Annotated in this window: 27 protein-coding genes; all 27 read left to right on the top strand. The window is 42.1% G+C overall.

Going from position 1 to position 24,037, the window contains the following annotated elements; translation table 11 throughout:
* Positions 1-58 precede the first annotated feature (58 nt).
* Positions 59-502, top strand: coding sequence for a type II 3-dehydroquinate dehydratase (gene aroQ, locus MHH26_RS09760; protein WP_003215787.1), 444 nt, complete (start codon positions 59-61; stop codon positions 500-502).
* On the top strand, positions 499-1,560 hold the full coding sequence (locus tag MHH26_RS09755) for a M24 family metallopeptidase (RefSeq protein ID WP_340973293.1): 1,062 nt from the start codon (positions 499-501) through the stop codon (positions 1,558-1,560). The genes aroQ and MHH26_RS09755 overlap by 4 nt, the downstream gene beginning before the upstream one ends.
* A gap of 25 nt (positions 1,561-1,585) precedes the next feature.
* Positions 1,586-2,143, top strand: a complete 558-nt coding sequence (gene efp, locus MHH26_RS09750; protein ID WP_012010541.1) for an elongation factor P — start codon at positions 1,586-1,588, stop codon at positions 2,141-2,143.
* Positions 2,144-2,525: 382 nt separating this feature from the next.
* Positions 2,526-2,807 (top strand): YqhV family protein, encoded by a 282-nt coding sequence (locus MHH26_RS09745; RefSeq protein ID WP_340973291.1) that lies wholly within the window; start codon positions 2,526-2,528, stop codon positions 2,805-2,807.
* A 66-nt stretch (positions 2,808-2,873) separates the two neighbouring features.
* On the top strand, positions 2,874-3,797 hold the full coding sequence (gene spoIIIAA / locus MHH26_RS09740; RefSeq protein WP_340973290.1) for a stage III sporulation protein AA: 924 nt from the start codon (positions 2,874-2,876) through the stop codon (positions 3,795-3,797).
* Positions 3,791-4,306: a stage III sporulation protein SpoIIIAB gene (gene spoIIIAB, locus MHH26_RS09735; RefSeq protein ID WP_106037976.1), complete on the top strand. Its 516-nt coding sequence runs from the start codon at positions 3,791-3,793 to the stop codon at positions 4,304-4,306. The genes spoIIIAA and spoIIIAB overlap by 7 nt, the downstream gene beginning before the upstream one ends.
* Positions 4,307-4,325: 19 nt before the next feature.
* Complete coding sequence (gene spoIIIAC / locus MHH26_RS09730; RefSeq protein ID WP_003153142.1) at positions 4,326-4,532, top strand: stage III sporulation protein AC; 207 nt, start codon at positions 4,326-4,328, stop codon at positions 4,530-4,532.
* Positions 4,529-4,942, top strand: a complete 414-nt coding sequence (spoIIIAD, locus tag MHH26_RS09725; protein WP_087978339.1) for a stage III sporulation protein AD — start codon at positions 4,529-4,531, stop codon at positions 4,940-4,942. The genes spoIIIAC and spoIIIAD overlap by 4 nt, the downstream gene beginning before the upstream one ends.
* Before the next feature lie 19 nt (positions 4,943-4,961).
* Entirely contained in the window at positions 4,962-6,155 is a 1,194-nt protein-coding gene (spoIIIAE, locus tag MHH26_RS09720; RefSeq protein WP_340973288.1) for a stage III sporulation protein AE, read from the top strand.
* 13 nt (positions 6,156-6,168) lie between these two features.
* A complete protein-coding gene (gene spoIIIAF / locus MHH26_RS09715) occupies positions 6,169-6,801 on the top strand; it encodes a stage III sporulation protein AF (RefSeq protein WP_034661262.1) in 633 nt (210 codons plus the stop codon).
* Positions 6,794-7,465, top strand: coding sequence for a stage III sporulation protein AG (gene spoIIIAG / locus MHH26_RS09710; RefSeq protein ID WP_307499905.1), 672 nt, complete (start codon positions 6,794-6,796; stop codon positions 7,463-7,465). The genes spoIIIAF and spoIIIAG overlap by 8 nt, the downstream gene beginning before the upstream one ends.
* Positions 7,465-8,097: a SpoIIIAH-like family protein gene (locus MHH26_RS09705; protein ID WP_334750284.1), complete on the top strand. Its 633-nt coding sequence runs from the start codon at positions 7,465-7,467 to the stop codon at positions 8,095-8,097. The genes spoIIIAG and MHH26_RS09705 overlap by 1 nt, the downstream gene beginning before the upstream one ends.
* A 195-nt stretch (positions 8,098-8,292) precedes the next feature.
* Positions 8,293-8,769, top strand: coding sequence for an acetyl-CoA carboxylase biotin carboxyl carrier protein (accB, locus tag MHH26_RS09700; RefSeq protein WP_340973285.1), 477 nt, complete (start codon positions 8,293-8,295; stop codon positions 8,767-8,769).
* 11 nt (positions 8,770-8,780) lie between these two features.
* Positions 8,781-10,130 carry an acetyl-CoA carboxylase biotin carboxylase subunit gene (gene accC / locus MHH26_RS09695; RefSeq protein WP_307499903.1) on the top strand — a complete coding sequence of 450 codons (1,350 nt, stop codon included), beginning with the start codon at positions 8,781-8,783 and terminating at the stop codon, positions 10,128-10,130.
* Positions 10,131-10,155: 25 nt separating this feature from the next.
* Positions 10,156-10,563 carry an Asp23/Gls24 family envelope stress response protein gene (locus tag MHH26_RS09690; protein ID WP_034661256.1) on the top strand — a complete coding sequence of 136 codons (408 nt, stop codon included), beginning with the start codon at positions 10,156-10,158 and terminating at the stop codon, positions 10,561-10,563.
* Positions 10,564-10,772: 209 nt separating this feature from the next.
* The gene (gene nusB, locus MHH26_RS09685; RefSeq protein ID WP_034661255.1) at positions 10,773-11,168 is read left to right on the top strand and encodes a transcription antitermination factor NusB; all 396 of its coding nucleotides are present in this window, start codon (positions 10,773-10,775) and stop codon (positions 11,166-11,168) included.
* Positions 11,169-11,179: 11 nt separating this feature from the next.
* Entirely contained in the window at positions 11,180-12,031 is an 852-nt protein-coding gene (gene folD, locus MHH26_RS09680; RefSeq protein WP_060596823.1) for a bifunctional methylenetetrahydrofolate dehydrogenase/methenyltetrahydrofolate cyclohydrolase FolD, read from the top strand.
* Positions 12,032-12,101: 70 nt separating this feature from the next.
* The gene (gene xseA / locus MHH26_RS09675; protein ID WP_307499901.1) at positions 12,102-13,448 is read left to right on the top strand and encodes an exodeoxyribonuclease VII large subunit; all 1,347 of its coding nucleotides are present in this window, start codon (positions 12,102-12,104) and stop codon (positions 13,446-13,448) included.
* Complete coding sequence (locus MHH26_RS09670; protein WP_003215880.1) at positions 13,445-13,705, top strand: exodeoxyribonuclease VII small subunit; 261 nt, start codon at positions 13,445-13,447, stop codon at positions 13,703-13,705. The genes xseA and MHH26_RS09670 overlap by 4 nt, the downstream gene beginning before the upstream one ends.
* Positions 13,689-14,585, top strand: coding sequence for a polyprenyl synthetase family protein (locus tag MHH26_RS09665; RefSeq protein ID WP_370876251.1), 897 nt, complete (start codon positions 13,689-13,691; stop codon positions 14,583-14,585). Before MHH26_RS09670 ends, MHH26_RS09665 begins: the two co-directional genes overlap by 17 nt.
* Before the next feature lie 150 nt (positions 14,586-14,735).
* A complete protein-coding gene (dxs, locus tag MHH26_RS09660) occupies positions 14,736-16,637 on the top strand; it encodes a 1-deoxy-D-xylulose-5-phosphate synthase (protein WP_334749698.1) in 1,902 nt (633 codons plus the stop codon).
* Positions 16,634-17,488: a TlyA family RNA methyltransferase gene (locus MHH26_RS09655; protein WP_340973282.1), complete on the top strand. Its 855-nt coding sequence runs from the start codon at positions 16,634-16,636 to the stop codon at positions 17,486-17,488. The genes dxs and MHH26_RS09655 overlap by 4 nt, the downstream gene beginning before the upstream one ends.
* 162 nt (positions 17,489-17,650) lie before the next feature.
* Positions 17,651-18,100, top strand: a complete 450-nt coding sequence (gene ahrC / locus MHH26_RS09650; RefSeq protein WP_034661246.1) for a transcriptional regulator AhrC/ArgR — start codon at positions 17,651-17,653, stop codon at positions 18,098-18,100.
* A 33-nt stretch (positions 18,101-18,133) separates the two neighbouring features.
* Positions 18,134-19,867, top strand: coding sequence for a DNA repair protein RecN (recN, locus tag MHH26_RS09645; RefSeq protein ID WP_340973280.1), 1,734 nt, complete (start codon positions 18,134-18,136; stop codon positions 19,865-19,867).
* Positions 19,868-20,065: 198 nt separating this feature from the next.
* Positions 20,066-21,343 carry a SpoIVB peptidase gene (spoIVB, locus tag MHH26_RS09640; RefSeq protein WP_340973278.1) on the top strand — a complete coding sequence of 426 codons (1,278 nt, stop codon included), beginning with the start codon at positions 20,066-20,068 and terminating at the stop codon, positions 21,341-21,343.
* A gap of 285 nt (positions 21,344-21,628) precedes the next feature.
* Complete coding sequence (gene spo0A / locus MHH26_RS09635) at positions 21,629-22,432, top strand: sporulation transcription factor Spo0A (protein ID WP_012010520.1); 804 nt, start codon at positions 21,629-21,631, stop codon at positions 22,430-22,432.
* Positions 22,433-22,883: 451 nt separating this feature from the next.
* Positions 22,884-23,984 carry a Rap family tetratricopeptide repeat protein gene (locus MHH26_RS09630; protein ID WP_066030680.1) on the top strand — a complete coding sequence of 367 codons (1,101 nt, stop codon included), beginning with the start codon at positions 22,884-22,886 and terminating at the stop codon, positions 23,982-23,984.
* Positions 23,985-24,037: the final 53 nt, after the last annotated feature.

The raw sequence follows: 24,037 nt of genomic DNA, 5'->3' as shown, positions 1-24,037 counted from the left end.
TCTAAGGAAAAAGAAACAGATCTCGATATAGATTGAATCAGGGTGAAGGAGTGGTTGTATGCCTCATTTTCTTGTGCTGAATGGGCCCAATTTAAATAGGCTTGGCAAAAGAGAGCCGGCTGTTTACGGAAGTAAGACGCTGACAGATTTAGAAACGGATTTGTTCCAGTTTGCAGAAAGAGCCAATATCCAGTTAACGTTCTTTCAATCGAATCACGAAGGGGATTTGATTGATGCGCTCCACGAAGCAGAAGATCAGTACGATGGAGTCGTGTTTAACCCGGGTGCTTTTACACACTACAGCTATGCGCTGAGAGATGCCATTGCAAGTATTTCTTTATCCGTCGTCGAAGTACATATCTCAAACGTTCATAAGAGAGAGGAATTCCGCCATCATTCTGTACTTGCTCCAGTATGCCAAGGGCAAATCGTTGGTCTTGGTTTAGAAGGGTATAAATTGGCGATTCGTTATTTAGTGAGTGAAGGGGGAGCAGTATCATGAAACTTGAAAAGTTAAGAACACTTTTATCTGAATTAGAGATCGATGGTCTTGTCATTACGAGCAGCTTTAATTTACAGTACATGACCAGCTTTACTGGCTCAGCCGGTCATGCAGTTGTTTCAAAGGACCAGGCAGCTTTTATCACAGATTTCCGTTATACAGAGCAAGCGAAGGACCAAGTAAAAGGCTACGACATTATTGAACATAAAGGAAACATCGTGGAAACCGCAGCCCAAACGGCAAAGGAATTTGGGATAAAACGCCTTGGGTTTGAACAACATCATATGACATTTGCCACGTACCAGCAGTATGCAGATAAAGCAGGCGATATAGAGCTTGTTCCGGTCTCAGAATCAGTTGAAAAGTTGCGCTTGATTAAGTCTAGTGAAGAGATTAAGATATTAGAGGAAGCTGCGAAGATTGCAGATCACGCCTTTGATCATATTCTCACTTACATCAAGCCGGGCTTGACGGAAATTGCTGTCATGAACGAGCTTGAATTTTTCATGAGAAAAGAAGGCGCTGAAGGATCTTCATTCGATATGATTGTCGCCTCAGGTGTTCGTTCAAGCCTGCCGCACGGAAGAGCGAGTGAAAAGGTGATTGAATCTGGTGATTTAGTCACACTCGATTTTGGTGCTTACTATAAAGGTTATTGTTCTGATATGACAAGAACGATTGCTGTCGGCACACCGAGCGATAAGCTAAAGGAAATTTATCATATCGTATTAGAAGCAGAAAACGCTGGTGTGGATAGAATCAAGCCAGGCTTAACAGGAAAAGAAGCTGATCGCATCACACGTGACATCATTGAAAAGTATGGCTATGGTCAATACTTCGGGCATTCAACTGGCCACGGGCTAGGGATGGAAGTACATGAAGCGCCAGGCCTTTCCTCACGATCAGAGGTCGTCTTAGAAGAAGGAATGGTCGTGACAGTTGAGCCGGGAATTTACTTGCCGGATGTCGGCGGCGTGAGAATTGAGGATGATATTGTCCTGACAGCTGACGGCAATAAACGATTGACCCACTCACCGAAAGAACTTATCATATTATGATGGTGAAATGTAGGAGGATGACAAAATGATTTCAGTAAACGATTTTCGTACAGGCCTGACAATTGAAGTGGACGGCGGTATTTGGCGTGTAGTGGATTTCCAACACGTAAAGCCAGGGAAAGGCGCAGCGTTTGTTCGTTCGAAACTGCGTAACCTGCGTACTGGTGCCATTCAAGAAAAAACATTCCGTGCAGGCGAAAAAGTAGCGAAAGCTCAAATTGAAACAAAAACAATGCAGTACTTGTACGCAAATGGCGACCAGCATGTCTTCATGGATACAAGTTCTTATGAGCAGCTTGAACTAAGTGAAACACAAATTAAAGATGAGCTGAAATATTTGCTAGAAAATATGTCAGTTCAAATTGTGATGTACGGTGCTGAAACACTTGGAGTAGAACTTCCAAACACGGTAGAACTAGAAGTAGTAGAAACAGAGCCTGGTATTAAAGGTGACACAACATCAGGCGGCTCAAAACCTGCAAAAACTGAAACTGGTTTAATCGTCAACGTTCCTTTCTTTGTGAACCAAGGAGATAAACTAGTCATTAATACATCAGACGGTTCATACGTGTCAAGAGCGTAATGAACGAAGAAAGACTGTAAACCTCGTGTTTACAGTCTTTTTAGATTGTTGACAAAGGGCTAAAATGACGTTTATTTTAGCCCTTTGTCTTCTTTTCAGCGTGATAGAAAACCTTTGAAGTCTAGGAAGGACGAGCACCGAAGCGGAGCGAATTTGCCATTCGTGAGCATCGGCGCGCAGGACTGACACCGAATGCGGGGGTTTGTCTACACGCTTTGACTGTAAACGTCGTGTTTACAGTCTTTTTTTATTGTAAAACATGTAAGACTCCTCAAAAGGCAGACCTTCTCTCAATTCTCTCATTCATCTCTCTTCCTTTCTGAAAAACAAGACTACTTCCAGCTAGACAAGCATATAGTGTAAAAAAAGCTGGAGGTTCTATATGAAACAATTTCTCCCAGGCATACACCCATCAGTAGCTGCAATGGCAGGCGTGAGGTTCTTATCGGCCGCGATTGAACTGACGGCCGCCATCCTCATTTTAGTCACAAATGACGTTCGAAAAGCGGTTGTCATCAATAGTATATTGGCGATCATTGGGCCGCTCATTTTTATTATCACGATGACGATTGGAATCTATCAAATTGCAGGGCAGTTATCCTATGCCAAGCTCGTCTTTATTTTCATTGGTGTCGTGTTTATTCTTGTTGGGATCTATAAGTGAAACGGCTTGGCATAATTAACGACTCCCATCATACATTTTAGAGAAGAAAAAAAGGAGGGGAATTCGTTGCGGAGTTTGTTGGATATTCTCCCGCACTCGATTGGACAAGAACTTAGACTGCTAAAAGAAGCAGAATGGGATCAAATAGAAGAAATCCGCATTCGCACGGATCGTCCTATTGAATTGATGCAAAGAGGAAAACCGCGCTTTCTTTCTTATCGCACAACAGGAGAAGATGCGTCTCAGCTATTAGGCAGGCTGAGCAATTACAGCATGTACACACTTGAAGAGGAGCTAAAGCAAGGCTACATCACCATATCTGGCGGACACCGGGTGGGACTTGCAGGAAAGGTGATCGTTGAAAACGGCATTGTCAAAGGATTAAGAGATATCTCTTCATTTAATATCCGCATCGCAAAAGAAAAAATCGGGATTGCGCTTCCCTTTCTTCCTTATTTATATGACGAGCACTGGTGCAATACACTCATCATCGGTCCACCGCAAACAGGGAAAACGACATTATTGCGGGATGTAGCAAGACTTGTTAGTACTGGCAGAAAAGCAATTCCTCCTAAAAAAACAGGCATTATAGATGAGCGTTCTGAAATCGCCGGAAGTATAAGAGGGGTGCCGCAGCACCAGTTTGGACACCGGGTTGATGTGCTCGATGCATGTCCAAAGGCTGAAGGTTTGATGATGATGATTCGGTCTATGAGTCCAGAGGTCATGATTGTTGATGAAATCGGAAAAAGCGAGGATGTGCAGGCACTTTTAGAAGCAATTCATGCTGGGGTCACCATTATCGTCTCAGTTCATGGCTATTCACTTGAAGATGTGTATAAACGTCCATCATTGAAGCCGTTATGGGAGCTTCGAGTATTTGAACGATATGTTGAATTAAATCGCAAGAATGGTCCCGGCACGATCGGGCGGATATATGACCAAGACGGACAAGAGATGAAATGGAGGCGGGGAGTGGACGTATGTTAAAGCTCATTGGCGCTATCTTGATTGTCGCGGCTACGACTTGGGGAGGGTTCGAGTTTGCCAAACGATATAGCGACCGGCCGAAACAAATTCGGCAGCTTCGGTTTGCGCTCCAGTCTCTTGAAGCTGAAATTATGTATGGCCAAACACCTCTAGCGCGGGCTGCAGAGCAAATTGCGTCGCAAGTAGGTCCTCCTGTGAATCGGTTATTTGAGCAATTTGCAGAAAAACTGAAAGTCGGAACTTTTTCTGCACGGCATGCATGGAATGAGAGTCTTGAGGATGTTTGGAAAAAAACCGTTTTGAAAAAAGGCGAATATGAGGCACTGAAGCACTTTGGAGAAACACTTGGCCAGCATGATGTCGCGTCTCAGCAAAAGTATATCAAGCTTGCTTTAGGTCATTTGGAATCGGAGGAGAAGGAAGCTGAAATCGCCCAAGCGAAAAATGAAAAAATGGTCAGAAGCCTCGGATTTTTAAGCGGATTACTACTGATTCTTTTATTGATGTGAGAGGAAGGGAGTCGAGAGCATGGGCGTTGATGTAAACGTCATTTTTCAAATTGCGGGAGTAGGCATCGTTGTGGCATTCCTCCATACGATTTTAGATCAAATGGGGAAAAAGGAGTACGCTCAGTGGGTCACGCTGCTTGGGTTTATCTACATTTTGTTTATGGTGGCAACCATTGTAGATGATTTGTTTAAAAAGATTAAAGCCGTATTTCTATTTCAAGGATAGGGGAGGGCTTACAAATCGAAATCATACAAATTGTTGGACTTGGTTTAATCGCTACTTTTTTAGCATTAATCGTCAAAGAACAAAAGCCGACCTTCGCCTTTATGCTTGTTGTTTTTACAGGATGTGTGATTTTTCTTTATTTAATTGATCAAATCTATGCCATTATCTCGATGATTGAAAAAATTGCGGCAAGCGCCGGCGTCAATATGAAGTATGTTGAAACCATTTTAAAAATTATTGGCATTGCCTATATTGCAGAATTCGGCGCCCAGCTGACAAAAGATGCTGGACAAGGCGCCATTGCATCAAAAATAGAGCTTGGCGGCAAAATTCTCATCTTGGTCATGGCAGTCCCTATTTTAACAGTCATCATTGAGACCATCTTAGGTATGATCCCGTCCATGACGTAATTGAAAAGAGGTGATGACAATGAAACGGGTGACAGCTGTTATGGGACTGATGCTTTTCTTCTGGCTGATCGCTCCGCATGCAGGTGCAGAAGAGAAAGTACCTTTATCAAATGAAGAACCAGCAGTAGAGGAAGTGGCGAATGGACAGGCTGATGCACTAGAGCTTCAATCCATCAATGACTTTTGGGAAACCATATTGGACGAGTATGGCGGCTTTCTGCCAGAAAGCCAAAAAGGCACAGTGAAGGAAATGATTGATGGCGATAAAGAGCTGTCTCCCCAAACATGGCTGAAAGCCTTTGTTCATTATCTTTTTCACGAGGTCATAGCAAACGGAAAGCTTCTAGGTACACTGATTTTACTCACCATCTTTTGTTCGCTTTTGCAGCTTTTGCAGAATGCGTTTGAGCAAAGCACCGTCAGTAAAGTCGCATACGCTCTTGTTTATATGGTGCTGATCATTATTGCACTCAACAGCTTTCATGTGGCGATTTCTTATGCAACAGAAGCCATTCAAACGATGACCAGTTTTATTCTTGCTCTTATTCCTCTTTTATTAGCACTTATAGCTTCATCAGGCGGGCTTGTCTCAGCCGGATTCTATCATCCCGTTATTTTATTTTTGATGAATACGAGCGGCGTTTTTATTCAATATGTCGTTCTTCCCCTTATCTTTTTATCTGCGATATTGAGCATTGTCAGTACGCTGACCGAACAATACAAGGTCACCCAGCTTGCCCAGTTGTTAAGAAATGTGGCGATAGGCGGGTTAGCCGTTTTTTTAACTGTCTTTCTTGGCGTCATTTCTGTGCAAGGTGCATCTGCTGCAATTACGGATGGAATCGCTCTTCGTACAGCCAAATTTATTACCGGAAATTTCATCCCTGTCCTTGGCAGAATGTTTACAGATGCGACGGATACCGTGATCAGTGCCTCTGTGTTACTCAAAAATACGGTCGGACTTGTTGGCGTCGCCATTCTCATTTCAATTGCCGCCTTCCCGGCGATTAAAGTGCTCTCGCTAGCCCTTATATATAAGCTTGCCGCAGCCATTCTTCAGCCATTAGGAGGCGGACCGATCATCAGCTGTCTTGATGTCATTTCAAAAAGTGTGCTTTATATCTTTGCCGCACTTGCTGTCGTGTCGCTCATGTTTTTTTTAAGCATTACCGTCATTATCACTGCTGGCAACTTGACCATGATGATGAAGTAAGGAGGGACACCTTTTGAGTTTTCTCACGGAATGGATCACAAGTATTATTCTCTTTATCTTATTTGCGATTGTCATTGATCTTCTGCTTCCCAATTCAAGCATGCAAAAGTATGCCAAAATGGTCGTCAGCCTGCTGCTGATTGTGGTGATGCTCAATCCGATCTTTGCTTTATTTCGGGCAGACCCTGACCAAATTTTTTCGGAATTGATGAAGGGGAAGGAAGAAGCACAGTCAGAAGAAATAAAAAATCAGATGAATTTAGAAAAAAAAGAAATACAAGCCTCTCAGCGTGCATATATTTTAAAGCAAATGGCTGTCCAACTAGAAAAAAGCGCAAAGGAGCCACTGGAGAAGGAGAGCTATGAAATGAAACACGTAGAAGTGCTGGCAGATGAGGAGCACCTGGATCAGAATATGGAGGCGGATCAATTTCGCATCAAAGCAGTTCTTTCCCCGCTCACAGGTGATGCTGTAGAAACGGTGGCAAAGGTGGACATTGATCTCTCCACGCAAAAGGAGGAAAGCGCTGAATCTTCTAGCAAAGAGATCACGAGGGTGAAAGAGACACTTGCTGATGTTTGGAATACGAGTCCTGAGCACATTGCGCTGAACATTGAGGGAGGTGACGCAGCAGATCATGAATAACAAGGACTGGAAACAAAAGCTGAAATCATTCTTGCAGCCGCCTGAAAAAGGTGAAGGGAAACCAAAATTAACGAAGCACCATTACTTGCTGCTTGTATTCATCATCGGCGTATCTTTCATGTTAGTCAGTCAGATCTTGTCACCGCCATCAAGCAAAGAACAGGCTGCTGTTCCTGCTTCTAATAAAACATCCTCACAAGAGCAGGAGGTATTCAAGCCGGCATCGTCAAGTAAATCAAAGAATTCGATTGAGGATGTGGAGCAAGAATACGAAAATCAGCTGAAAGAAATTTTAGAGACCATCATTGGCGTTGAGGATGTATCGATTGTGGTCAATGTAGACGCAACTTCTTTAAAAGTGTTTGAAAAAAACAAATCCAATAAAAGCACAACGACCGAGGAAACAGATAAAGAAGGCGGCGTGCGAAGTGTCACTGATCAAACAAAAGAAGAAGAAATCGTCATCATCAAAAATGGCAATAAAGAAACACCTGTAGTGGTTCAAACGAAAAAACCAGATATTCGCGGTGTCCTCGTTGTTGCTCAAGGAGTAGACAACGTTCAAATAAAGAAAACCATCATTGAAGCGGTTACACGAGTGCTTGATGTACCGAGCCATAGAGTGGCTGTTGCCCCTAAAAAAATTAAGGAGGATTCGGAATGATGTTAAAAAAACAAACGGTTTGGCTATTAACGATGCTAAGTTTAGTTGTCGTCTTAAGTGTGTACTATATCATGTCTCCACAAGGTGAAAATGCAGTGACAGTAGAAGATATGAAATCAAAAGGAACGGAAGAGAAAAAGACTGAAACAGAAAAAGGGACGGACAAAGGAACGGAAAAAGGCACTGATGAGAAGTCCGCTGACAAAGAAACAAATGGCAAACAAGAGGATATCGAAACAAGCGGTGAAGAAGGAAAGGCTGTGTCGGAGCAAACAGACGATGAGCTTTTTACAACATACAGATTAGAGCTTGAAGATAAACGAAGCAAACAGCGCGAAGAGTTCAACGAAATCGTATCCAGTGATGATGCAACAGCACAAGAAAAAAGTGAAGCGTATGATCAAATGACAGCACTTAGTGAGGCAGAAGGAACGGAGCGTCAGCTCGAAACCTTAATTAAAACAAAAGGATATAAAGATGCGCTAGTGAGTGCAGAGGGAGATAAAGTGAGCATCACGGTTCGTTCTGACAAAAAATCAAAGTCCCAAGCGGCCGATATTATTGATATGGTCACAAAAGAAATGAGAGGTCTTGATAACGTAGCTGTCACTTTTGAGCCCTCCAATCAATAAAAAATGAACAAGCGCCCTTTGCCGAAAAGGGCGTTTTTTGATGCGGTTTGGCGCCCCCTCCAAGGTGCTTTCGCGAGGCGCTTCGCCACAATAGTAGTTGAATTCATTGAAATCCTCCTGTAAGATGGTTATAGTATGTACTTTTAGTACTAGCCTATAAGAAAAAGATAAATCCATACATAGGGGTGCAAATCCATGTTAAAAATTGAAGAAATTCATGAACTGATTAAATTAATTGACGAATCTACAATTGATGAATTTACGTACGAAAACGAAGGTGCAAAAATCAAACTGAAGAAAAATAAAGAAGTCGTTCAGCAAGTTGCGGCACCAGTGGCTCCTGTCCAAGCAGCTCCAGCTCAACAAGCTCCTAAAGCACAAGCTCCAGCTCAGACCGAAGCCCCTGCACAAGAGGCAACTGCGTCTGAAAATCTGCATAAAATCACATCCCCAATGGTTGGCACATTTTATGCTTCATCTTCACCAGAAGCAGGTCCATACGTGACAACAGGTTCTAAGGTGAAGGAAAACACAGTTGTGTGCATCGTAGAAGCGATGAAACTGTTTAATGAAATCGAAGCAGAAGTAAAAGGTGAAATCGTCGAAGTATTAGCTGAGAACGGTCAGCTTGTAGAATTCGGACAACCCCTCTTTCTAGTGAAAGCAGAGTAAGGAGTACGATCATGATTAAAAAGCTATTAATTGCAAACAGAGGAGAAATCGCAGTTAGAATTATCCGCGCTTGTAAAGAGCTTGGAATTGAAACAGTTGCGGTATTTTCTGAAGCGGATCGCGATGCGCTTCATGTTCAAATGGCTGATGAAGCATATTGCATCGGACCGACTGCTTCAAAAGATAGTTATTTAAATGTCACGAATATTGTCAGTGTAGCAAAATTAACAGGGACAGATGCCATCCATCCAGGATACGGCTTCCTTGCTGAAAATGCAGACTTTGCAGAGCTTTGCGAGGAATGCAATGTCATCTTTGTTGGTCCAACTGCGTCAGCGATTTCCAAAATGGGAACGAAAGATGTCGCAAGGGAAACAATGAAAGATGCCGGGGTTCCGATTGTTCCTGGTTCTCAAGGAATTGTAAAAAATCTTGATGATGCTGTTTCAACAGCAGCAAGTATTGGGTATCCTGTAATTATTAAAGCAACCGCAGGCGGAGGCGGTAAAGGAATCCGTGTGGCTCGTACCGAAGAAGAGCTCATTAATGGTGTCACCATCACGCAGCAGGAAGCAGCGCAAAACTTTGGTAACCCTGGCGTCTATTTAGAGAAGTTCATTGAAGACTTTAGACACGTGGAAATCCAGGTGCTTGCAGATCAGCATGGCCATACCATTCACTTAGGAGAGCGTGATTGCTCGATCCAAAGAAGAATGCAAAAGCTTCTTGAAGAAACGCCATCACCAGCGCTGAATGCAGACATCCGTGAGCAAATGGGTGAAGCAGCCGTAAAAGCAGCAGAAGCTGTTGAATACACTGGTGCTGGAACGGTCGAATTCATTTATGATTATAATGAAGAGAAATTCTACTTCATGGAAATGAATACCCGTATTCAAGTAGAGCATCCTGTAACAGAAATGGTCACAGGTGTTGACCTGATCAAAGAACAGATCAAAGTGGCATCAGGTGAAAAACTTTCTCTTACACAAGAGGATGTCGTATATGCAGGATGGGCGATCGAATGCCGTATTAATGCAGAGAACCCAGAGAAAAACTTCATGCCATCAGCTGGTGAAATTAAAATGTATCTTCCGCCAGGCGGTCTAGGAGTACGTGTTGATTCTGCCGCTTATCCGGGCTATGTGATTCCGCCATATTACGATAGTATGATTGCAAAGGTGATCACATATGGTAAGACGAGAGAAGAAGCGATTGCGAGAATGAAACGCGCGCTTCAAGAATTCGTCATTGAAGGAGTCTACACAACGATCCCATTCCATCTAAGATTGCTTGAGCATGAAACATTTGTGAGCGGTAATTTTAATACGAAGTTTTTAGAAACATACCAAATCATGAAATAATCATAGCTTTCGGAGGTGAATGATCGTGTCAGAAAACAATTTGCTTGAAATGAACCTTGATGAAGATCAATTGGGAAAAGTGCAAATTGCACCAGAAGTGATTGAGGTCATTGCTGGGATCGCCGCTTCAGAAGTCGAAGGCATTGCCGAAATGCGCGGCAATTTCGCTGCTGATGTAGCAGAACGCTTTGGTAAGAAAAATCACCGTAAAGGTGTGAAAGTAGATGTCTCTGATGAAGGCATCACAATCGATGTATATTGTGTGGTTCAATTTGGCCTATCCATTCCAAAGGTATCCACTGCTGTCCAAGAAAATATCCGTCAAACTCTTTTGAACATGACTGCCTTGACGATTAATGAAATCAATATTCATGTCGTTGGTATTCAATTTGATACTAAAGCATCTGAGGCTGAAGTAGATCAAGAAATGTAAAAAAGAGTTTAAGTGAAACCAAGGAGGCATTGCCTCTTTGGTTTTTTAAAGCCCATTTTTGGGTCATTTCCGAATAATAATGATCTCACGCGTTGATTGATTCGTTTTCGTCACAGCTCGCATGGATCTTGGTGCGACCACGGGCAAAATATGTTATGATCTCTGTATGGCTTAACGACAAGCGGATAAAGTGGTTAAAGGAGTAAATAATGAAAAGAAGAACTGCAAGAGAAAAGGCGCTACAAACATTATTTCAAATTGATGTGAGCAATATTGATCCGAAAGAGGCCATTACACATGCGCTGGATGAACAAGAATCAGATCCTTTTTTCGAGGAACTGGTTTTCGGTGTGCTTGAACAAAAGGACAAGCTCGATGACATGATTTCACAGCATCTAGTGAATTGGAAACTCGATCGTATTGCAAACGTAGACAGAGCCATTTTAAGGCTGTCTGTGTACGAGATGGTGTATCAAGAAGATATCCCGCTTAGTGTTTCGATGAATGAAGCGATTGAACTGGCCAAATTATTCGGTGATGATAAAGCACCGAAATTTGTAAATGGTGTACTTTCAAACATTAAAAACGACCTAAAGCAGCAATAGGAGGATTCGACATGACAGCAACAATCATCGATGGGAAAGAAACAGCAAAAGAAAAGCGTGAGCAATTAGCAAAAGAAGTAGAAGAGCTAAAACAAAAAGGTGTCACACCTGGTCTTGCCGTTATTCTAATCGGTGATGATCCGGCTTCACTTTCTTACGTACGCGGGAAGAAGAAAGCAGCAGAAGCAATGGGGATGCATTTCCAGCTTGATCATTTAGATGCTTCTTTAACAGAAGAAGAATTGCTTCAGCTGATTGATCAGTACAATGCGAACGACCAATTCCACGGGATTCTTGTTCAGCTTCCACTGCCAAAACATATTTCTGAAAAAGCCGTTATTGAACGTATTTCACCTGAAAAAGATGTTGATGGTTTCCATCCATTGAATATCGGGAAAATGCTCCTTGGGGAAGACACATTCCTTCCATGTACACCAGCAGGCATTGTTGAATTACTAAACAAAACGGGTGTTAATCTTTCTGGAAAAGAAGTCGTTGTTGTCGGACGCAGCAATATTGTCGGCAAACCAGTAGGACAATTGCTGTTAAACGAAAACGCAACGGTTACTTATTGCCATTCAAGAACAGTGAATATTTCAGAACATACGTTGAAAGCGGACATTTTAGTTGTTGCCGTCGGTCGAGCAAACTTTATTAAAGCTGACCAAATTAAAGAAGGCGCTATTGTTATTGATGTAGGAGTCAATCGTTTAGATACTGGGAAGCTTGTTGGAGATGTTGATTTTGAAGAGGCAAAAGAAAAAGCTTCTTATATCACACCAGTCCCTGGCGGAGTCGGTCCAATGACGATTACGATGCTTGCACACAATACGGTTAAATCAGCAAAACGTACATTAGCATAAGCTTTATCCATTCATCCACCTGCATGCTGCTGGTGGATGAATGTGCGTTTTTGAAGAGGAGGAATACGTCATGAGTGAAAAAGCCTTTGTGACGGTCACAGCCCTTACAAAATACATAAAAAGAAAATTTGATGTTGATCCGCATTTAGAAGATATTTGGATCAAAGGTGAGCTATCCAATGTAAAGATTCATTCAAGAGGACATGTTTACTTCACCTTAAAAGACGAAAACGCACGCATGCAAGCTGTCATGTTCCAGCGCTCTGCGTCTAAGCTGCCTTTTTCACCTAAGAGCGGAATGAAGGTGTTTGTACGCGGCGGGATTCAAGTATATGAACCAAGCGGAAATTATCAATTATATGCAAAAGAAATGCAGCCTGATGGTGTTGGTGCTCTTCATCTTGCTTATGAAGAGCTGAAGAAAAAGCTAGCAAGTGAAGGCTTATTTGATGCGCGCTATAAAAAAACAATTCCTGAATATCCAGAGGTTGTTGGTGTGATTACGTCTCCAACAGGAGCAGCTGTTCGAGATGTCATTACGACCATCAATCGGCGCTATCAACAGGCGAAAATCATTGTGCTTCCGGCGCTCGTTCAAGGTGAACATGCGACCCGTTCAATCGTAGAACGGATCAAGGAAGCAAATGAAAAACAGCTCTGTGATGTCTTGATTGTCGGAAGAGGAGGCGGTTCGATTGAAGAACTTTGGGCCTTTAATGAAGAAGCTGTCGCAAGGGCTATCTTCGCATCAAACATTCCAATCATATCTGCAGTTGGGCACGAAACAGACTTTACGATCAGTGATTTCACTGCAGACATGAGAGCACCCACACCAACAGGAGCAGCCGAGTTAGCTGTTCCAAGCACGACCGATTTAATTGAACGAATCAAATCAATCGATATACGGCTAACAAGAGCCGTAAAGAATCGAACCTCACAAGCGAAGGACCGTCTTGTGGCGCTGCAATCCTCTTATGCCTTCCGTTTTCCAAAACGATTACAGGAGCAAAAAGAGCAGCAATTCGATTTGGTATTTGACCGTTTTCAAAAACAGCTGACGAGACAAATTGAGCAAAAGCGCAGTCAACTAGACCGCCAGACTTACAGGCTGAAGCCGCTTCATCCTAAAGAGCAGCTGCTTCAGGCGAAAAAACGCCACGCCAATGAAACAGAACAGCTCATCCGCAGCATGAATGTGCAAATGAAAACAATTCATTCGCAGTTCCAATCGGTTCTTGGTAAACTAAATGCATTAAATCCACTTCAAGTGATGGAAAGAGGCTACAGTTTAGCCTATAAAGAAGATGAACTGATAAAAAGTGTGAACCAAGTAGAGACGAAGGATCAGCTGACCATCACGATGAAGGATGGACGTCTGATTTGTGAGGTTATTGAGAAGGAGGGGCAATCATCATGACAGAATCCAATAAACAAAAAGAAGAACAAATGACATTTGAAGAGGCGATGAAAGGTCTTGAGGAGATTGTGGGAAAGCTCGAAGAAGGAGATGTACCACTTGAACAGGCCATTCATTATTTCCAAGAAGGCATGACCCTTTCGAAGCTTTGTCATGAAAAATTACAGCATGTTGAAAAGCAAATGGATTTCATTTTAAAAGAGGACGGTGAGCTGGCTCCCTTCTCAGTGAAGGAGGCAGATGCTGGTGACAAGTAATTTAAATGAATTTTTAACAACACGAAAACAGGCCATTGAAGATTATTTATTTACATATGTTCAGGAATTGACGATTCCAGAAGACCTGAAATCTTCTATGCTCTATTCTCTTAAAGCGGGCGGGAAAAGGCTTCGACCTGTTCTCGTTCTTGCTCTATTACATGCCTACGGTAAAAACGAAGAAGACGGTATACCTGTCGGCTGTGCAGTTGAGATGATTCATACGTATTCATTGATACATGACGACCTTCCTTGCATGGACGACGATGACCTTCGCAGAGGAATACCGACAAATCATAAAGTGTACGGAGAAGCAACAGCGGTTCTCGCAGGTGATGCCCTTTTAACAGAAAGCTTCCGCCTGATTACATCACAGCTGTCTAGCAGCGTCTCAGCTGACAAAAAGCTCAGAATTGTGGATGAGCTTGTAAAGTCAGCAGGTGCACTAGGAATGGTTGGCGGTCAATTTGACGACATGGAAGCAGAGCAAAAACAAGTATCGCTTGCTGAACTCGAATCCATTCACGCCCGTAAAACAGGAAAGCTTCTTACGTTCAGCGTCGCAGCAGGTGCAATGCTGGCAGGAGCATCAGATGACGATATCGAAAAGCTAAGGGAATTCAGCTATCATATTGGCATTGCGTTTCAAATCCGTGATGATATTTTAGATCTCGAAGGAAGCGAAGAGAAAATCGGAAAACGGGTCGGCTCTGATACAGCAAATGAAAAGTCGACATATCCTTCTTTATTAACGCTTTCAGGAGCAAAAGAAAAACTGCATGAGCACATCACACGTGCAAAAGAAATTGTCTCAAATCTTCAATTAGAGCAGCAATTGCTGCATGATTTATGTGATCTGATTGCCTCAAGAGATCATTAAAAACAGCCTAGATTTGAGGGTCCTCGAGCAATTGTGGTAAACTGTAAACAGTTTATCATGATGAGACAACTCTTATTCCGCATTGGTTTTCAAAGGAATAAGGCATTATATATGTATATAGAAATTTTGTTGAAAGCGAGTTGATCCTGATTGGATCTTTTATCAATAAAAAATCCAACGTTTCTAAAAAAAATGTCAAATGCAGAATTAGAGGAGCTTAGTGCTGACATTCGCATGTTTTTAATTGAGTCCTTAGCTAACTCAGGCGGGCATATCGGTCCGAACCTGGGAGTCGTTGAACTGACTGTTGCGCTTCATAAAGTATTTGACAGCCCAAAAGACAAATTCCTCTGGGATGTTGGACATCAGTCTTACGTTCATAAGCTGTTAACGGGAAGAGGGGCGGAGTTTGATACACTTCGTCAATATAAAGGGCTTTGCGGTTTTCCTAAACGAAATGAAAGCGAGCATGATGTTTGGGAGACAGGTCACAGTTCAACCTCGTTATCTGGCGCGATGGGTATGGCGGCAGCGCGGGATATCAAAGGGACAGATGAATATATCCTGCCGATTATCGGAGACGGTGCACTAACCGGAGGTATGGCGCTCGAAGCCTTGAATCATATCGGTGATGAAAAGAAAGATATGATTGTCATATTAAACGACAATGAAATGAGTATTGCACCAAACGTCGGTGCAATTCACACAATGCTTGGCAGATTGCGTACAGCTGGCAAATACCAATGGGTAAAGGACGAACTCGAATATTTATTCAAGCGCATTCCAGCCGTAGGCGGAAAGCTTGCTGCCACAGCAGAGCGGATCAAAGACAGCCTCAAATATTTACTTGTATCTGGCATGTTTTTTGAGGAAATGGGATTTACTTACTTAGGTCCTGTCGATGGACATTCGTATGAAGATCTTTTTGAAAATCTTGAATATGCAAAGAAAACAAAAGGTCCAGTTCTTCTGCATGTCATCACGAAAAAAGGAAAAGGCTACCAGCCGGCAGAATCCGATAAAATCGGGACTTGGCACGGTACGGGTCCATACAAAATCGATACCGGTGATTTTGTAAAACCGGCAGCAGCAGCTCCGTCTTGGAGTGGTCTCGTCAGTGAAACGGTCAGAAAGCTGGCACGGGAAGATGAGCGGATTGTTGCGATCACGCCTGCGATGCCTGTTGGTTCAAAGCTTGAAGGCTTTGCGAAGGAATTTCCAGAGCGGATGTTTGATGTAGGAATTGCCGAGCAGCATGCAGCTACAATGGCAGCTGGGCTTGCGACGCAGGACATGAAGCCATTTTTAGCGATTTATTCAACGTTCCTGCAAAGAGCCTATGACCAAGTGCTGCACGATATTTGCCGTCAGAACCTCAACGTATTTATTGGCATTGATCGTGCGGGACTTGTCGGTGCAGATGGAGAAACCCATCAAGGTGTGTTTGATATTGCCTTTATGCGTCATATGCCGAATATGGTACTTATGATGCCAAAAGATGAAAATGAAGGACAGCACATGGTCAATACAGCCATTCAGTACGATGACGGTCCTATTGCTATGCGCTTCCCGCGCGGTAATGGGCTGGGTGTCAAAATGGATGAACAGCTGAAAACCATTCCGATTGGGTCCTGGGAGGTTCTTCGTCCAGGGAAGGATGCTGTGATTTTAACATTTGGTACGACGATTAAAATGGCGCTTCAAGCAGCAGAAGAACTTCAAAAAGAAGGGAAATCGATTCGTGTGGTCAATGCTCGTTTTATTAAGCCTCTTGATGAAGCGATGTTAAATGACATTCTTTCTGAAGGCATTCCGATTTTAACGATTGAAGAAGCAGTGCTCCAAGGCGGATTTGGCAGCAGCGTATTAGAATATATACACGATAAGAAAGCTTCACATATCAAAGTAGAACGTATGGGCATTCCAGATGAATTTATTGAGCATGGAAGTGTTGATGCCCTTCTTGAAGAAATTGGTTTGACGAAAGCACAGGTTGCTGACACTTTACGTGACCTGCTTCCCGCAGCACCAAGAAAAGGAATTGGATCATGACATCAAAGAAAGAACGACTTGACATTTTATTAGTCGAACAAGGACTAATGGAAACGAGAGAGAAAGCAAAGCGTGCCATCATGGCAGGAATCGTTTACTCAAATGAAAACCGTTTGGATAAACCAGGAGAGAAAATCGCTCGTGATACTCCGCTCACTGTGAAGGGGAACCCTCTGAAATATGTGAGCCGCGGCGGGTTAAAGCTCGAAAAAGCGCTCAAAGAATTCGACTTAACAGTTGAAGGAAAATTGCTAATCGATATTGGTTCATCAACAGGCGGATTTACAGATTGTGCTCTTCAAAATGGAGCGGTCAAATCATATGCTGTTGATGTTGGCTACAATCAGCTTGCGTGGAAATTAAGGCAGGATGACAGGGTAATCGTCATGGAGCGCACCAATTTCCGTCACTCCGTCCCAGCAGATTTTACTGAAGGGTTGCCAGAAGTAGCATCAATTGATGTCTCTTTTATTTCACTTAAACTCATCCTGCCGGCTTTAAAGCACATTCTTGTCCCGGGCGGAGACTGTATTGCACTCGTCAAGCCTCAATTTGAAGCAGGCAGAGAGCTTGTTGGGAAAAAAGGCATTGTGCGAGATCCGTCCGTCCACCTCGGTGTACTGGAAGAGATGAATCAGTTTGCTGCAAAAGAAGGCTATGATGTAAAGAATGTATCATTTTCGCCTATTACTGGTGGAGACGGGAATATTGAGTTCCTTCTTCATTTAGTGCTTCATCCCGATCAAGAAGAGAATGCGGCACTTCCGGCTGCAGAGCTTGAAAAGGTCGTCAAGGAAGCCCATTCGGTATTGAAAGAAAAGAAAAACAGCCCTGAGCCGGCTGACACATGAGATCATCGAAACAAAAGGAATAATAGCTCGCTATTATTCCTTTTTACATGGTCAAAAGACGAGAATTGACCGTTTCTCACGTAATGCTTGTTTTTTGAACTGTGGTTCATATAACATAGAACGTAAAGACAAACTGAGATCAAACGCCTAGGGGGGTCAAACATGAATAAAGGTCAAAGGCATATTAAGATTAGAGAAATCATTGCGGGCCAAGAGATTGAAACACAGGATGAACTAGTCGATATTTTAAAAGCTGATGGATATAACATCACACAAGCGACCGTTTCAAGAGATATTAAAGAATTACATTTAGTGAAAGTGCCGACGAACAATGGAACATATAAATACAGTCTTCCTGCGGATCAGCGGTTTAACCCGCTGTCTAAACTGAAGCGATCCTTAATGGATGCATTTATCAAAATGGATGCTGCCAGTCATTTAATCGTCCTCAAAACCATGCCCGGTAATGCTCAGGCCATTGGGGCTTTAATGGATAATTTAGATTGGGAAGAAATCATGGGAACCATTTGCGGAGATGATACCATTTTGATCATTTGCCGCACACCAGATGATACGGAGACAGTTTCGAGCAAAATTTTAGAGCTTCTATAAAGAATCAGGTTTACAAAAAGAGGTGTCAAATGAGTGTTAGCAGAACTAACCATTAAAAACTTTGCAATCATTGAAGAGTTAACGGTTTCGTTTGAAAAAGGACTCACAGTCCTAACAGGGGAAACAGGTGCTGGAAAATCCATCATGATTGACGCAGTCTCACTTCTTGTAGGAGGGAGAGGGTCGTCTGAATTTGTTCGTTATGGTGAAAAAAAGGCAGAGCTGGAGGGGCTTTTTCTTGTGCCAGCCGATCACCCTGTATTTGCTTTATGCGAAGAGCAGGGAATTGACGCATCGGATGAAATGATGATTCTTCGCCGTGATATTAACAATAACGGAAAAAGCATCTGCCGCATCAATGGCAAACTTGTCACGATCTCACTTTTACGCGAGGTAGGACGCCTTTTGCTCGATATACATGGGCAGCACGATAACCAGTTATTGATGGAGGATGAAAATCATCTGCATTTGCTCGATCAATTTGGAGCAGAAGAAATTGCACCTGCTTTGTCACAATATCAAGAAGCATATGAGCAATATACAAAGACAGCCCAAAAGCTAAAACAGCTCTCTGAGAATGAGCAAGAGATGGTGCACCGGTTAGATTTACTGCAATTTCAGCTAGAGGAGATTGAAGCGGCACAATTAGAGCCGGGAGAAGATGAGAAGCTTCAAGAAGAGCGCCATCAGATCAGCAACTACGAAAAAATCTTTTCCTCACTCCAAAACGCATATAATGCCTTGCGCAATGAGCAGGGAGGACTTGATTGGGTTGGCATGTCATCAAGCGAGCTCGAGCAGGTTTCTGAGATCAACGACGATCTGAAAAAGCTATCCGAACAAGTGTCGAACTCCTATTACTTATTAGAGGATTCGACGTTCCAAATGCGAAGCGTGTTGGATCAATTAGAGTTCGACCCAGCACGTCTTGATTTTATTGAATCTAGGCTGAATGAAATGAAGCAGTTAAAACGAAAATATGGGACAACGGTTGAGGAAATTTTGGAGTATGCGGCGAAGATAGAAGAAGAAATAGATCAAATTCAAAATCGAGACAGCCACCTGCAGACGCTTAAAAACAAACTGGATGCAATGAGCCGTGATGCCCTGCTGGAAGCTCTCAACGTTTCGGAGCTTCGTAAAAAATGGGCCACAAAGCTAGCGAAGCAAATTCAAACGGAACTAAAGGATTTGTATATGGAGAAGTCATCGTTTGACACAGCTTTTTCCATTCGGTATGCGCCTTTTGGCAGTACGGACTATCCGCTGCTAGATGGAAAGCCCGTCCAGCTCGGAAAAAACGGAATCGACCAAGCACAATTTGTTATTTCTACAAATACAGGCGAACCGATGAAATCTTTATCAAAAGTAGCCTCGGGTGGAGAAATTTCACGTGTCATGCTCGCCGTGAAAAGTATTTTCTCAGCCAAACAAGAAGTCACGTCCATTATTTTCGATGAGGTGGATACGGGCGTAAGCGGCAGAGTTGCACAGGCGATTGCCGAAAAAATTTACAAAGTAGCAGCTGGCTCACAAGTGCTCTGCATTACGCACCTCCCGCAAGTAGCAGCAATGGCTGACACGCATCTCTTCATTTCTAAACGCTCTAAAGCCGGCAGAACACTGACGAGCGTCAAACCATTAAGTCATGAAGAAAAAGTGAGTGAAATTGGCAGGATGATTGCGGGGGTGGAAGTCACTGAGCTGACAAAACAGCACGCAAAAGAATTGCTGCATCAAGCAAATGATGTCAAAACAACAGGGTAGCTGAAAAACCAGCTGCCTTTTTTATATTGTGTCAAAATCGCTGTATATACCCGCGAAATCGTCTTTTTCTTTTATCAATTTATCCAATCATTTTCTATAGGTGTCGGTTATAAATCCTAGCGAAGAAGGCAAAAGTAAAGATGTAGCCAAAACATGAGTGTTCTGGTGTGGGTAAGGAGCGAGGAGAGTGAAAAATGAATGCCCGAAAAGATGAGAAAAGCCATTGGTGTGATTCTCCTTGTTTCTTTAATAAGTACAGGGTTTATGAGCATAGTGAAGGAATACATCAGCATTCCAACAAATGTTGCTGTATTTGAAAAACAGAAGCACTCAATTGACACATCAATAGAAGCGTCAGCCAATGCTTCTTCACAAGCCTTTAGTCTTTCAGAGAAAAAGAATCAGCTTGAAGTGACAGGACAAAAGGCGGGAAAAGCCGAAATTGTTTATGATTTTAAAGGATTTCCTATTAAGAAAACAAAAGTCGACGTTCTCCCTGAATTAAAAGTCGTTCCTGGAGGACAATCCATTGGCGTCAAGCTCCACTCAGTAGGAGTTCTCGTTGTAGGTTTTCATCAAATCACAACAGCAGACGGCAAAAAATCACCAGGCGAAGCCGCAGGCATTCAATCAGGGGATATGATCATTGAAATCAATGGTCAAAAGATGGAGAAAATGAATGACCTCACCCCATTTATCCAGAAAGCAGGAAAAACAGGTGAAACGCTTCGTTTACTCATAAAAAGAGACCATAAAACCTTTCAAACAACATTAACACCCGCAAAAGATGCAAGTGAAGGCACCTATCGAATTGGTCTTTACATTCGAGATTCCGCAGCAGGAATCGGCACGATGACCTTCTTTGAACCATCTTCTAAAAAATATGGTGCCCTTGGGCATGTGATTTCTGACATGGATACAAAAAAACCAATCGTTGTCAACAATGGTGAAATTGTCAGATCAACCGTGACATCAATTGAAAAAGGCACAGGAGGCAATCCTGGAGAAAAATTGGCGAGATTCTCTTCCGAACGAAAAACGATAGGGGATATCTCCCGCAACAGCCCATTTGGTATCTTTGGTACGTTAACCGAAAAGCTTGAAAATCATGTATCAGACAAACCGCTTCCAGTCGCTTTATCAAATGAAGTAAAAGAAGGTCCAGCAGAAATTTTAACCGTTGTGGATCATGATAAAGTGGAGAAGTTTGATATTAAAATCGTCAGCACGACACCGCAGAAATTCCCGGCAACAAAAGGGATGGTATTGAAGATAACAGATGAGCGTCTTTTAGATAAAACGGGCGGTATCGTCCAAGGCATGAGCGGAAGCCCCATCATCCAAAACGGAAAGGTCATTGGAGCGGTCACACACGTATTTGTCAATGATCCGACAAGCGGGTACGGCGTACACATTGAATGGATGCTGTCAGAAGCAGGAATCGATCTTTATCAAAAAAACAAAAAAGCAAGCTGATCATCAAACTGCCGCGAATCTCCCGGCAGTTTTTTTCTCCCCTTTCTTTCTCTGCCATCATGTTATAAAATAAGGAAAAAGAGATTTTTCGACAAAATGGAAAATAGTATGTTGTCAAATTGCAATAATCGTCGATTCGTTAAGAAAAACGTAGAAAAAGCTAGATAATGCTCTATTATTCGGAAAATTAAAGTTTTTTAAAGGGGATAGCATGGTTTTGTCGAATTGAACACTCAGAAGAGAAATGCAAAAGACTAAAGGAATCGACATTGGGGAGGAAAGAACGTGGAGAAAATTAAAGTGTGTGTAGCTGATGACAATCGAGAGCTTGTTGGCCTTTTGACAGAGTATATTGAGGGACAGGAAGATATGGAAGTACTTGGCGTGGCGTATAATGGCCAGGAATGTCTGACATTATTTAAAGATAAAGAGCCCGACGTTCTCCTCTTAGATATTATCATGCCTCATTTAGACGGTCTTGCTGTACTGGAACGCCTCCGTGAAAACAATGACATGACCAAACAGCCAAGTGTGATTATGCTAACGGCGTTCGGTCAAGAAGATGTCACGAAAAAAGCAGTTGATTTGGGCGCATCCTATTTCATCTTAAAGCCATTTGATATGGAAAACCTAGTCGGTCATATTCGTCAAGTCAGTGGAAACGGCACACAAGTCACCCATCGATCTTCATCTATCCAAAACAGTGTCCTTCGGAACAAACCTGAACCGAAACGTAAAAACTTAGATGCGAGCATTACGACGATTATTCATGAGATTGGCGTACCCGCTCATATTAAAGGATATTTATACTTAAGAGAAGCGATTTCGATGGTGTACAATGACATTGAGCTTCTCGGAAGCATCACAAAAGTGTTGTACCCAGACATCGCGAAGAAATTTAACACGACTGCCAGCAGGGTAGAACGAGCGATTCGCCATGCGATTGAAGTTGCTTGGAGCAGAGGAAACATCGATTCCATTTCTTCACTCTTTGGTTATACAGTCAGCATGTCTAAAGCGAAACCAACCAATTCTGAATTTATTGCTATGGTGGCTGATCGTCTGCGCTTAGAGCATAGAGCTAGCTAGTTCATTTTCTTAAAAAAACGTTTCTGCAAAGAGGCGTTTTTTTATTTCGAAAAATATTGTTAAAAATTGGTTGTGTTGATACAATCATCTTATTGTTTCATTTGGACAACTCGGCTTGCTTTATTTTCGGAATAAAATGAAAAATTAAGCATGAAAGAAATGGGTATGTCATAAATTAGTGGTAATCAGCTACGCCAATCAATTGTTCTTCAAATAGAAGAAGAAAAAACTCATTCGTAAGGAAAAGGATGAGAGGAAAAGGTCTGATGGATTTGGTAAATAAAGCAAATGAGATCGAAAGTTCTATTTCTATTGACCTGATTGGTTGGCGTTTTAAAGTCACTGGCTTCTTAGAGATTGTGCCATTTGAACTGAATATTCCCATTGTCGAATTTAATAATTTTCACATTCTTTTACTATGCTATAATAATGAGAAGAAGAGGGTGAGGTTATGGGAAAGCTGAAAATCCACTCTGCTGAGGTAGCGAACGAAATTAGCAAGTGGACGAGGGTCATTTCTCAGAATGACCTAGAAAAATCTGCTGTCTATAAAGAGAAAATTCAGAATTTGCTAAAAAATACAGATGAAGACCGTGAAGTTCTCCTTTATTATCAGCTTGTTAATGGCAGACATGAAATGTTACTTGGAAATATTGAAAAAGCCAATCACATTATGAAGAGTGTCGGAACGCTCGATGAGAAAGCAGATGACATTATTAATTTTTATTTTTACTTTTACAAAGGCCAATATGCTGCATATGTGAAAAAGTATGATGAAGCCATCAGTTTTTACAAAATTGCAGAACAGCGCCTAAAACGTGTGAATGAAGACCTGGAAGTAGGAACTTTTCACCATAAGGTTGCTTCAATCTATTACGAACTGAAACAAAATTTCATATCCATTAATCATATCAAAAAAGCCATCGATACGTTCAAAGCGCATGAAGAGTATACAGCGCAGGCGATTGACAGTTTGATTTTACATGCAAGTAATTGTATTGATTTGTTTCAATTTGAAGAAGCAGAAGAAAAATACCAAGAAGCACTTGAGAAAAGTAAACGCATTAACAATGAAGTGCTGATTGGGAAATGCTATCACAATTTAGCCGTTCTTTATTATGCGAAGCCTGATTATGAAAAAAGCGCACAATATGCCAAAAAAGGGATGGGCATTCAAATTCACCGTGACAATAGCCATTATTACATCCAATCTTTATATGTTCTGGCAAATGCCTTGGTTCATCTAGGAGATCAAGAGGCGAAGGAATATATTAAAGAGGGTATTCAGTATAGCTGCGATATCCAAAATAATGAATATATAGTAAAATTTGAAATTTTGGATTTGATGTGCGAAAATAGTGGAGCAGCAGACGTATTCTCTGAAAAATTAGACTACATAGAAAAAAATAGATTATATGTGGAGCTTGAGGATTTGTCTGAACAAATATCGAAATACTTCAAGGAACGAAATGACTATCAAAATGCCATTCGTTTTCTTGAAAAGAAATTCGATGCACAAATACTTCAAAAGAAAGTGGAGGTTATCTTATGAAAAAGTTGTTGTTAGGTGTAACCGTCGTTACAGCAGTCGCAGTTGTTTCTTCC

The sequence above is a fragment of the Bacillus sp. FSL K6-2839 genome, assembly GCF_038003365.1.
Classification (GTDB): Bacteria; Bacillota; Bacilli; order Bacillales; family Bacillaceae; genus Bacillus.
Note: the sequence above shows the minus strand (reverse complement) of the source record. Positions and strands in the feature narration are given on the sequence as shown.